Origin of the sequence: Microbacterium sp. OR16 (genome assembly GCF_047306725.1) — a bacterium.
GTDB lineage: Bacteria > Actinomycetota > Actinomycetes > Actinomycetales > Microbacteriaceae > Microbacterium.
The window spans coordinates 1,211,523-1,222,992 of sequence record NZ_JAZEXK010000001.1; the positions used below are offsets into that span (position 1 = coordinate 1,211,523).

At 70.0% G+C, this 11,470-nt stretch carries 10 protein-coding genes; 4 read left to right on the plus strand and 6 right to left on the minus strand.

Annotation, left to right across the window (positions count from 1 at the left end):
• Positions 1-149: 149 nt before the first annotated feature.
• Positions 150-1,112 (minus strand): nucleoside hydrolase, encoded by a 963-nt coding sequence (locus V2S05_RS05885; RefSeq protein ID WP_413634376.1) that lies wholly within the window; start codon positions 1,110-1,112, stop codon positions 150-152.
• 87 nt (positions 1,113-1,199) lie between these two features.
• Here V2S05_RS05885 and V2S05_RS05890 point away from each other — a divergent pair, with 87 nt between their 5' ends.
• A complete protein-coding gene (locus V2S05_RS05890) occupies positions 1,200-2,798 on the plus strand; it encodes an acyl-CoA carboxylase subunit beta (protein WP_413634377.1) in 1,599 nt (532 codons plus the stop codon).
• On the plus strand, positions 2,795-3,013 hold the full coding sequence (locus V2S05_RS05895; RefSeq protein WP_271637207.1) for an acyl-CoA carboxylase subunit epsilon: 219 nt from the start codon (positions 2,795-2,797) through the stop codon (positions 3,011-3,013). The genes V2S05_RS05890 and V2S05_RS05895 overlap by 4 nt, the downstream gene beginning before the upstream one ends.
• 225 nt (positions 3,014-3,238) lie before the next feature.
• On the opposite strand, the gene V2S05_RS05900 is transcribed toward V2S05_RS05895, so the two are convergent.
• From V2S05_RS05900 to V2S05_RS05915, 4 genes are read right to left on the minus strand one after another with little or no spacing between them, the layout of a single operon-like run.
• Positions 3,239-4,216 carry a hypothetical protein gene (locus tag V2S05_RS05900; RefSeq protein WP_413634378.1) on the minus strand — a complete coding sequence of 326 codons (978 nt, stop codon included), beginning with the start codon at positions 4,214-4,216 and terminating at the stop codon, positions 3,239-3,241.
• A gap of 17 nt (positions 4,217-4,233) precedes the next feature.
• Complete coding sequence (locus V2S05_RS05905) at positions 4,234-5,481, minus strand: sensor histidine kinase (protein ID WP_413634379.1); 1,248 nt, start codon at positions 5,479-5,481, stop codon at positions 4,234-4,236.
• Complete coding sequence (locus tag V2S05_RS05910) at positions 5,478-6,134, minus strand: response regulator (protein WP_413634380.1); 657 nt, start codon at positions 6,132-6,134, stop codon at positions 5,478-5,480. The genes V2S05_RS05905 and V2S05_RS05910 overlap by 4 nt, the downstream gene beginning before the upstream one ends.
• Before the next feature lie 50 nt (positions 6,135-6,184).
• A complete protein-coding gene (locus tag V2S05_RS05915) occupies positions 6,185-7,384 on the minus strand; it encodes a class I SAM-dependent RNA methyltransferase (protein ID WP_413634381.1) in 1,200 nt (399 codons plus the stop codon).
• A gap of 50 nt (positions 7,385-7,434) precedes the next feature.
• Here V2S05_RS05915 and V2S05_RS05920 point away from each other — a divergent pair, with 50 nt between their 5' ends.
• Positions 7,435-8,082: a Maf family protein gene (locus tag V2S05_RS05920; RefSeq protein WP_413634382.1), complete on the plus strand. Its 648-nt coding sequence runs from the start codon at positions 7,435-7,437 to the stop codon at positions 8,080-8,082.
• 67 nt (positions 8,083-8,149) lie between these two features.
• On the plus strand, positions 8,150-9,919 hold the full coding sequence (locus V2S05_RS05925) for a biotin carboxylase N-terminal domain-containing protein (RefSeq protein ID WP_413634383.1): 1,770 nt from the start codon (positions 8,150-8,152) through the stop codon (positions 9,917-9,919).
• A 75-nt stretch (positions 9,920-9,994) separates the two neighbouring features.
• On the opposite strand, the gene V2S05_RS05930 is transcribed toward V2S05_RS05925, so the two are convergent.
• Entirely contained in the window at positions 9,995-11,443 is a 1,449-nt protein-coding gene (locus V2S05_RS05930) for an NAD(P)H-quinone dehydrogenase (RefSeq protein ID WP_271637200.1), read from the minus strand.
• Between the last annotated feature and the right edge of the window lie 27 nt (positions 11,444-11,470).

Consider the following 11,470-nt stretch of genomic DNA (forward strand, 5'->3'; position numbering starts at 1 on the left):
GCGAGACGGTCGAGCTGTGCCTGTGCGCGTCCGACCCCGACGAGGCGGTCGTGTCGATCGCGTGGTTCCGGCAGCTGGACGGGCTGGAGTACGTTTGGCGATTCATAAACTGACGCCGCCGGCGGCGACCGGATCGACGCCGCTCCGGCTCACTCCCCCGGCAGGGTCAGCACGGTGCGCACGAAGAAGTCGGCGACGGCATCCGAGTCGATGTCCAGAGCCACCTGCGAGTGCGACCACTCGTCGTCGAGGCCGTGCAGTCTGTCCTCGCCGGCGAACGCCCGCCGGTCGACCACGGTCTGCCCACGGCTGTAACCGCTGAGCTCGACGCGCACCGGCAGCGCTTCGAAGCGCACCAGCTCGGGCGCAACGATCGCGCACACCGCGCCCGCGTCGCCGATCAGCCCGGTGTACATCAGCGACTCGTCTTCGCTCAGCGCCACCCGATGACCGAGCAGCTGCCCGACGACCTGCCCGATGTGGTGCGAACCGCTCGCGAGCTGATCGGCGCGCACCTGCGGCACCGCAACGCGGTTGAACACGTCCAGTCCGTACATGACTGTCGGCACCCCGGCATCCAGCACGATCGCCGCTGCCTCAGGATCGTGCCAGACGTTGAACTCGGCGACCGCGGTCGCGTTGCCGGCGCTCGCCGAGCCACCCATGAACACGATCCGCTCGATCCGCTCCGCGACCTCCGGGTGCGTCCGCAGCAGCAGTGCCAGGTTCGTCTGGGGCGCCAGGGCGACGAGCGTCACGGGCGTCGGGTGCTGCATGACCAGCCGGCGCATCAGCGCGACGGCCGACTCCTCGACTGCGTCGCGATCGCTCGCGGGAAGCGCGACGCCGCCCAGGCCGTCCGCACCGTGCACATGCGAGGCCGCTCGCGCCGGTGCGAGCAGCGGGCGCGACGCACCGCCCGCGACGGGCACGTCGCGAGCGCCGGCGAGGTCGAGCACGCGCAGTGTGTTGTCGATCACCTGCTCGAGCCCTGCGTTGCCCGCCACGCAGGTCACGCCGAGCACGTCGATCTCGGGATGCGCCACAGCGAAGAGCAAGGCCAGCGCGTCGTCGATGCCGGTGTCGACATCCATGATCACGGGAACGGGCATGCCCACGAGCATACGCATGGAGAGGCCAAAGGAATCCCGGTTCCGTTGTGCCGAGCATCCAACAGCGGCATCGGCGCCAGCGCTAGTGTGGAGTCCGTGACGGACACGCCAGACCTCTCGACCACGGCCGCCAAGATCGCGGACCTCCGCTCGCGCTTCACCGACGCGGTTCTCGAGCCCGAGAAGATCGCCCAGCAGAAGCAGCACGCCAAGGGCAAGATGACAGCCCGTGAGCGCATCGAGCTGTTGGTCGACACCGGCAGCTTCGTCGAGTTCGACGAGTACGTGCGTCACCGCACGACGTCATTCGGGATGGACCGCAACCGCCCGTACGGCGACTCCGTCGTCACCGGCGTCGCCACCATCCACGGCCGCACCGTCGCGGTGTACTCGCAGGACTTCACCACCTTCGGCGGCTCGCTGGGCGAGGTCGCCGGCGACAAGATCATCAAGATCATGGAGTTCGCCCTGAAGGGCGGGATGCCGATCATCGGCATCCTCGACTCGGGCGGAGCCCGCATCCAGGAGGGCGTGCTCGCGCTCAGCAAGTACGGCGAGATCTTCCGGCACAACACCCGCTCGTCCGGAGTCATCCCGCAGATCTCGATCATCATGGGCCCGGCCGCCGGCGGAGCGGTGTACGGTCCTGCCCTCACCGACTTCGTCATCATGGTCGACAAGACCAGCCAGATGTTCGTCACCGGCCCCGACGTCATCAAGACCGTCACCGGTGAGGACGTCGGCATGGAGGAGCTCGGCGGTGCGCTCACGCACAACACCCGCTCCGGCGTGGCGCACTACCTCGCCGAGGACGAGGACGACGCGCTCGACTACGCGCGCACCCTGCTCAGCTACCTGCCCGACAACAACATGGCCGAGATCCCTGCGTACGACTCGCTCTTCGAGTGGGAGACGACGGATGCCGATCAGGCGCTGAACAGGATCATCCCCGACTCCCCGAATCAGCCCTACGACATCCACACCGTCATCCAGCACGTGGTCGACGCGGGCGAGTTCCTCGAGGTGCAGCCGCTGTTCGCGCCGAACATCGTGATCGGCTTCGGCCGAGTCGAGGGTCGCTCGGTGGGCATCATCGCCAATCAGCCCTCGCAGATGGCAGGCACCCTGAACATCGAGGCCGGCGAGAAGGCCAGCCGTTTCGTGCGCTTCTGCGACTCGTTCTCCATCCCGATCGTCACCCTCGTAGACGTGCCGGGCTACCTGCCCGGCACCGACCAGGAGTGGACCGGCGTCATCCGCCGCGGCGCGAAGCTCATCTACGCGTACGCCGAGGCGACGGTGCCGATGGTGACCGTCATCCTGCGCAAGGCATACGGCGGCGCCTACATCGTGATGGGCTCGAAGCAGCTCGGCGCCGATGTGAACCTCGCGTGGCCGACCGCGGAGATCGCGGTGATGGGCGGCCAGGGCGCCGTCAACATCCTCTACCGCGGTGAGATCCGCAAGGCGGAGGAGGCAGGCGAAGACGTCGCCGCCGTGCGCACCCGCCTCGCCAACGAGTACACCTACAGCGTGACCAGTCCCTTCCTGGCTGCGGAGCGCGGCGAGATCGACGGGATCATCGAGCCGTCCGCCACACGCGTCGCCATCGCGAAGTCGCTGCGCGCGCTGCGCGGCAAGCGCGCCGACCTGCCGCCCAAGAAGCACGGGAACATTCCGCTGTGACCGAGCCGGACGACACCCCCCGCATGGAGATCGTGCGCGGCGACCCGACCGAGGAGGAGCTGGCGGCGCTCATCGCGGTCGTCGCCGAGGCGTACACCCACGAGTCCGCTGAGGCGGTCGCCGATGTGCCGAGCGTCTCGGTGTGGCAGCGCACGCAGCGCGGGATCCGCCGTCCGCTGCGGCGCGACATCCCGTGGGGGCGCTTCTCCGGCTGAGACGCGATCGGTCTGACCGGCACCTCGGAATTCCGTATAGTTTGTCCCCCGAAATACCTACAGACAGGCCGCTTGCGTCTCGAGACACTGATAGGGACGCTTCGCGTTAGGCGGCTGCTCTGTCCCCAGGGTAGACAGGCGCAGCACCGCCCACCAGCGGACAGTTTTCGGGTAGCTGTTCCGCACCTGGCGAGGGGCCGGCACACATGCCGCCCCTCGCCTCTCTCATTCCGCCACGCGGCGGATCTCATGCCAGAGGTCGACGGCTTCTTCGCTCTCGCCGTTCGCGCTGCGCCCCACCACGGTCACCGCGTTCGTGTCGTCCCTGCCTGCCCGGATGATGACCCGGTCGGAGCGAGCGTTGGCGAGCACGGATGCCAGTTCGTCTCGGATCTCGCCGACCCGTTCGTCGTCGATCCCGTCCAGGCCGCCCTCATCGAAGACGGTGACGATGGAGCCGCGCCGTCGCGCATCCTTGATCATCGTCCTGACGGCGTCGTTTATCAGGATCGCACCGCGAAGCTCGTCCCGAAGGGTGCCCTCGGCGAGACGGGCTTCCAGCCTCTCCTGTTCGGTGAGCTCGCCCCGAGCGGCCACGGTACGCGACAGCACCGGGCCGGCGATGACGAGGGCCCGCTGAGTGCGCACTCTCCGTTCGCGCTGACGGACCAGCTGCGATGCGTGCCATGCGGACACTCCCCGCTGAACATCTGTGAGCCGCTCGGTGTCGCGAACCGCCCTACCCCAGAACAGCACGAGCACCTGCGCGATGACCACCCAGGTGATCGACCCCACCAGCCCCAGCGACAGCGCCTTCTCGAACCCCATGTACAGACCGGCGGAGAGCACCAGTATCGCGAGGGCCGTCCATCCGTAGACGGAGCGTCGCCGCACCACGCACACCACACCGAGCAGGCCGGTCGCACCGATGTACCAGGTGGCGAACGGAGCACCGCGCATCGACGGCTCCAGCGACAGGCTGACCAGCGTCGGCACGGCGGCAGCAGCGCCCACGGTGAACAGCGCCGCCCACAGGGGCATGCGCACCGTCTGGGAAGCGCCCGAGAGCACTGCGACGAGCATCGCCGCGACGAAGAGCAGAATCCCACCGATCATCAGCCACGGATTCTCGGGCTGAACGAGCCACCAGATGCCGCGGGCTGCGAAATAGATCGCGAACCCGAGCGCGAGAGCCGTCGTCATACTCCGGACTGTGCGAGTCATGACTCCTGCCAACCCAGCTCGACGGTCGTGCCCGTGCTGTCCGTGATGATGTCGGAGGTGCCCGCGACAGCCGCCATGCGCGCGACGATCGACGCGCGGATGCCGAGACGATCCTCACCGATCGCGGCAGGATCGAATCCCGGACCGGTGTCGGAGACGGTGATGGTCAGCCGCCCTTCGTGCGGTGACTCCACGATCACGTGCAGGCCCCGCCCTTTCGCGTGCAGTACGGCATTGTTGATCGCCTGTCGGGCGGCGAGAACCATGGCGCGGGCGACTCGGCCGGGGGCCGTCACCGGGATACCGCGTTCCTCGACCACCGCGTCCGCGCCCTGCTCCGACAGAGCCCGGCGCAGTTCGGCGACGATCCGCGACCGGGCGACCGGTGCGTCGCTGCCCTCCTGCGCGATGGCGGCCTCGGTGTTGGCGAGTCGAGTGAGCGCTTCCCGGGCCATGGCGACGGCGAGCGCTCGTTCCCGCGGGCTCTCTGCGCGCTCCGCACTGATCAGCGCGGCGAGCACGCTGTCGTGCATGAGAGCCGACATGGCCATCCGCTCCTCCTCGGCGGCTGACGAGGCCGCGGCCTCCGCATAGGTCTCGACCGCTCGAGCCCGCGCATCGTCCACCCCGGCGGCGACCTGCCGGAACATCCACCCCAGCGAGACGATCACCGACCCCAGGATGAGCGTGAACGACACATCGAACGCTGTCGTGATCCAGTAGCTCTGCTCGAAGCCGCCCTGCACGAGACGGACGTATCCGTACACGAACGGCAGACCGATCGCCCACACGAACTGCAGGCGGGGCGAGAAGGCCAGCAGCGCCGCCACCACGCCGATGTTGACGAGGAAGAAGATCCAGGGCTGGCTGTCGGCTTCGATCAGCTCGGGATCCACGACGACCGGCCAGATCGCCAGAGCGACCGGGTACAGAACTGCGAACGAGCCGGATGCCTGGCTGATCCACCGACCCGAGAAACAGGCGACGATCATCCACAGCAGCGGACCGAACACCATGACCATGACAGCCAGATGGGGTCCGTCCAGCAGATCGATGCGGCTCAGGGCGCCCAGGAGCGCCTGCGCGCCGAGAGCGGTCGACCCGATTCCACCGACGATCGCGAGGATGCGCTCCATCCTGCGCCCGGTGAAGCGCTCCAGGCCCACGCCGACTTCGCCGGGAGAGGGCAGGCTCGTCCACGCTTCGCTGATCGCGTCGCTGTCGGCGATCTTCTCAGTCGTCACTCGGGTGCACCGTCCGATTCGACGATCCCGTCCTCCATGGCGCGGCGCAGCAGATCGACCTTCGTCGGAGCGGGGCGGCCGACCTCGACGTACTTCACCCGGATGCGAGTGATGTTCTCCTTCGCCGTCGAGTACGCCACCCCGAGGCGCTCGGCGACGGCCTTCAGCGGCAGCCCGGCGGCGTACAGCCGCAGCACCTCGCGCTCGCGGGTCGACAGCTGCGCGTCGGCGAACTCACGGTCGCCGTCGACGGCGCTGGCCCATTCGACGTTGTTCAGCGCCTCGCCGCGCGCGACCGTGCGGATGGCGTCGAGCACGTCGCCGAGCGCCGACGACTTGCTGACCACTCCTGCGGCTCCTGCCGCGAGCGCCTCGCGGACCGAGGCGGGCCGATCGGCGACGCTGTGGATGACCACGCTGGCCCCGTCGGCGACCAGGGTCGCGACGTTCTCGGTCACGGTCGTGCCGTCGCCGAGGGTGAGGTCCAGCACGACCACGTCGACGGGCGGCTCGGCGGACGTCGACCGCCATGTCAGGTACTCCTTGACCGTCCCGCCGGAGAACACGACGCGCTGGTCGCCCTCACGCAGGCACGCCGCCTCCAGGCCGAGGCGAACGGACTCGTGGTCGTCGATGAGGGCGACGGTGCTCATGCCGCCAGCCTAGCGAGTGCCCGGGGGCGCGCCGTGCCCGAGCCGGCCGGTCACCGGGTGAGCAGCGCGACCGCCTCGAAGTGGTGCGAATGCGGGAACAGGTCGAAGGCGCGCAGCGACGACGTGTCCCACCCCAGCTCTCGGAACGTGCCGAGATCGCGGGCGAGCGCGACAGGGTCGCAGGCGACGTACACCACGGCCTCGGGATGGAGTGCGCTGATCGCCTCGACGACACCACGCCCCGCTCCCGCGCGCGGCGGGTCGAGCACGACGGCCCCCGCCCGGGTGCCGTCCGGGATGCCGGTCAGGAAGCGGTCGACCCGGGCGGTGACCGCGTGCACGTCGACGTCGGCGAGGTTCGCGGCCGCATGCTCGGTCGCGCGGCGGTCGGACTCGACCGTGACGATGTCGCTCGCGCCCTGCCCGGCGAGGGTCGCGGCGAACAGCCCGACGCCTCCGTAGAGGTCGAAGTGCGTGGCATCCGGGTCGACCAGCCCGGCCAGCGCCTGACCGACCGCGTCGTGCAGCGTCTCGGCGGCGCGCGGGTGCACCTGCCAGAACCCGCCGGCATCCAACTGGAAGCGACGGCCGCCCACCTGCTCGAACACCACCTCGGAGCGTCCGCGACGTGCGCCCTCCGGTCGCGGCAGCACGCGCACGCGTCCGTCGCCGGCCTCCACCAGATCGACCCGGCCCGGCTTCTGGGAGCGCAGGCCGAAGGCCGCCGCCTCGACGGCGGGTCGCGCCAGGGGCAGGGTGGCGACATCGATCACCCGGTGACTGCGCGCCGCGTACGGACCGACCCGGCCGTCTGCGTCGACGTGCAGCGATACCCGGGTGCGCCATCCCGTGCCGTCGCCCTGATCGACGGGCTCCACGGCGGGCGCGTCGATCCCGCCGCCCGCGAACTTGTCGAGGGCCTCCTGCAGCACCCGCCGCTTCAGCACGCGCTGATGCTCCAGGTCGATGTGCCCGAGGTCGGCGCCGCCCACCCGGTCCGCCGGCACGCGGGAGATGTCGGCCTCGGTCCAGACATGCTCGCGTCGATGCGGCGACGCGTCGAGCACCTCTCGGGCCTCGGCGCGCCAGAACCGCTTGCCGTCGCCTGCCTCGGTCACCTCGGCGCGCACGCGCTCCCCGGGGATCGCGTCGGGCACGAACACGACACGCCCCTCGTGGCGGGCGATGAAGGTGCCGCCGTGCGCGATACCGGTGATGTCGAGGTCGAGCGTGCGGGCAGAAGAGGTCATCCCTTCAGGATCCCACACCGCGCTGAGAGTCCACGGGTTAGCGTGGAGGCATGCGCGTGTGCCTGGCATCCACCTCCCCCGCCCGTCTGATGCTGCTGCGGCAGGCGGGCATCGAGCCGCTCATCGTCGCGCCCGCGGTCGACGAGGACGCAGTAGCCGACGACGCGACCGCGCATCGCGGCGCCCCGCTCGCGCCGGACGAGCTGGTGCTCCTGCTCGCCCGCGCGAAGGCCGCTGATGTCGCGCATCGCATCCACAGCGAGCATCCGCGCTTCGACGGGATCGTGATCGGCGGCGACTCGATGTTCGCCATCGGCGGGCAGGTGCACGGCAAGCCGTACACGCCGGAGGCGGTGCGCGAGCGCTGGCAGCAGATGCGCGGCGCCACCGGCATCCTGCACTCCGGGCACTCCGTCTTCCGCGTCGGACCCGACCTCGAGCCGGTCGAGGCGACGGCGGTCGCCGAGGCCGCTGTCACGTTCGCGGCGGATGTGACGGATGCCGAGCTCGAGGCGTACATCGACAGCGGCGAGCCGCTGCACGTCGCCGGCGCGTTCACGGTCGACAGTCTCGGCGGGCCGTTCATCACCCGGGTCGAGGGCGATCCCTCGACAGTGGTGGGGATGTCGCTGTCGACGTTGCGCAGGCTCGCGGCGGAACTCGGCGTCGTCTGGACCGATTTGTGGTCGCAGTCCTAACGGATCGCCGTATTTCTTGTGGAGAGTCGTCAAAACGATCGGCGCCGACCTCGCTAGGCTGAAGCCCATGCCTGATATCGCCAAGGTGCTCATCGCGAACCGCGGCGAGATCGCCGTTCGCATCATCCGCGCCGCCCGTGACTCCGGAATCTCCTCCGTCGCCGTGTACGCCGACCAGGACCGCGACGCCATGCACGCGCGTCTCGCCGACGAGGCCTACAGCCTCGACGGGGAGACCAGCGCCGCGACCTACCTGCAGATCGACAAGATCTTGTCTGTGGCGCGCCGCGCCGGCGCCGACGCCGTGCACCCGGGTTACGGATTCCTCGCAGAGAATGCCGAGTTCGCGCGCGCCGTCATCGGCGCGGGCATGACCTGGATCGGCCCCTCCCCCGAGGCCATCGAGGCGCTCGGCGACAAGGTGACCGCCCGTCACGTCGCCGAGAAGGTCGGCGCCCCGCTCGCGCCCGGCACGCCGGGCCCGGTCGACGGCGCCGACGAGGTCATCGCCTTCGCGAAGGAGCACGGACTGCCGATCGCCATCAAGGCGGCGTACGGCGGCGGTGGACGCGGACTCAAGGTCGCACGCGAGCTCGACGAGGTCGCCGAGCTGTTCGAGTCCGCCACCCGCGAGGCCGTCGCGGCCTTCGGGCGCGGCGAGTGCTTCGTCGAGAAGTACCTCGACAGGCCCCGTCACGTCGAGACGCAGTGCCTGGCGGATGCCGAGGGCAACGTCGTCGTCATCTCCACGCGCGACTGCTCGCTGCAGCGCCGGCACCAGAAGCTGGTCGAGGAGGCGCCCGCACCGTTCCTCACCGACGAGCAGAACGAGCTGCTGTACTCGGCGTCGAAGGCCATCCTCAAGGAGGTCGGCTACGTCGGCGCCGGCACCTGCGAGTTCCTCATCGGCGCCGACGGCACCGTGTCGTTCCTCGAGGTCAACACGCGCCTTCAGGTCGAGCATCCGGTGTCCGAGGAGGTCACCGGCATCGACCTCGTGCGCGAGCAGTTCCGCATCGCCGCGGGCGGCACCATCGACTACGACGACCCCGCGCCGCAGGGCCACTCGATCGAGTTCCGCATCAACGGCGAGGATCCCGGCCGCGGATTCCTCCCCCAGCCCGGGCCGATCAACGTCTTCAAGACCTTCGGCGGCCCCGGCATCCGCCTCGACTCCGGCGTCACCGCCGGTGACACCGTCTCGGGGGCCTTCGACTCGCTGCTGGCGAAGATCATCGTCACCGGTCGCGACCGCGCCGAGGCGCTCGAGCGCTCGCGCAGGGCGCTCGACGAGTTCGAGGTGGCCGGCATGCCGACCGTGCTCCCGTTCCACCGCAAGGTCGTGCGAGACCCGGCATTCGTCGCCGCCGACGGCGAGTTCGGCGTGTACACGCGCTGGATCGAGACCGAGTTCGACAACGACATCCCCGCGTGGGACGGCGAGCTCGATGAGCCGACCCCGGCGCCCGGCCGGCACACGGTCGTCGTCGAGGTCGCCGGCAAGCGCCTCGAGGTGAGCCTGCCCGACCGCGTGGTCGCACCCGTCGCCGGCACGGCAGGGCGCCCTGCGGCGGTCCCGCCGTCGCGCCGCAGCCACACCGCCACCGCGAACGCCGGCGCGTCGGGCGACGCCGTCAAGTCGCCCATGCAGGCCACCGTCGTCAAGCTGGCAGTCGAAGAGGGCCAGCAGGTCGTCAAGGGCGACCTGGTGGTCGTGCTCGAGGCGATGAAGATGGAGCAGCCGCTGCAGGCGCACAAGGACGGCGTGGTCGGCAGCATCGACGCCACTCCCGGAACCACGGTGTCGGCCGGTCATCAGCTGCTCACCATCAGCTGACCGGCATCGGCCACGCAGACGCGGAAGGCGCGCCCCGAGCCCGGGGCGCGCCTTCCGCGTCTGCGGAGTGTGGAGTCAGACGACGCCGACCGCGTGCATCGCACGGGTCGCATCGGTGATGCTGGTGGTCAGCGACGGGTAGGCGGCGAACACGCGTGCGACCTGATCGACGGTGAGACGCCGCTCGATCGCCATCGCGATCGGGTAGATCAGCTCGGATGCCCGCGGCGCGACGATCACGCCCCCCACCACCGTTCCCGAGCCGCGCAGCGCGATGATCTTCACGAATCCGTCCTTGATGCCCAGCATCTTCGCGCGCGGGTTGGCCGCCAGCGGCAGCTTGTGCGCGATGCCGTCGGCCTGGCCGTTCGCGATGTCCTGCTCGGAGTAGCCGACCGTCGCGATCTCGGGCGCCGTGAAGATGTTCGCGGTGATCTTGCGCACCTCGAGCGGGATGACGATGTCGCCGAGCGCATGGAACACGGCCGTGCGCCCCTGCATGGACGCGACCGATGCCAGCGGGAAGAAGTTCGTGCAGTCGCCGACCGCATAGACGTTGGGCACCGACGTGCGCGCCACGCGGTTGACGCGCACGTGACCGGACTCGGTGAGCTCGACGCCCGCCTCCTCGAGGCCGATGCCGGCCGTGTTCGGGATCGAGCCGACTGCCATCAGACAGTGGCTGCCCTCCACGGTGCGACCGTCGGAGAGGGTCACCAGCACGCCGTCGTCGGTGCGCGTCACGCTGTCGGCGCGGGACTTGGACAGCACCTGCATCCCGCCGCGCGTGAACACCTTCTCGAGCACCTTCGCGGCGTCCTCGTCTTCACCGGGCAGCACCTGGTCGCGGCTGGAGATGAGCGTGACCTTCGCCCCGAGGTTCATGTACGCCGACGCGAACTCCGCGCCGGTCACACCCGACCCCACGACGATCAGGTGCTCGGGGAGCGACTTCATGTCGTACAGCTGGGTCCAGGTGAGGATGCGCTCGCCGTCGGGCTTCGCCGAGGGCAGCTCGCGCGGCGAGGCGCCGACCGACACGACGACCGTATCGGCCTCGATGCGGTCGAAGTCCGTGCCGCCGGGGCCGGTGGCGACGACGATCGCGTTGGGGCCCTCGAGACGGCCGTGGCCCGAGAGGATGCGCACGCCGGCCTCGAGCAGCGTCGCTCGCATGTCCTCGGACTGCTGACCGGCGAGCGCGAGCAGCCGCTTGTTGACCGCGGCCAGGTTGATGGCGATCTCCGGCTTGAGCGGCCGGTCATCCGCTCCGCGCGCGTAGAACTGCACGCCGAGGTCGGTCGCCCCGGCGATGGCGACCGCCGCGTCGGCGGTGGCGATCAGGCTCTTCGACGGCACCACATCGGTGAGCACGGCCGACCCGCCCACGCCCACCCGCTCGACGAGCGTCACGTCCGCCCCCAGCTGCGCGGCGGCGAGTGCCGCCTCGTACCCACCGGGGCCGCCGCCGAGGACGGCGACGCTCTGCCTGTTCGCGAAGGAAGTCTGAGACATGAACTCCATTCTTCCGCAATCCTGGCAGCGGCCCCG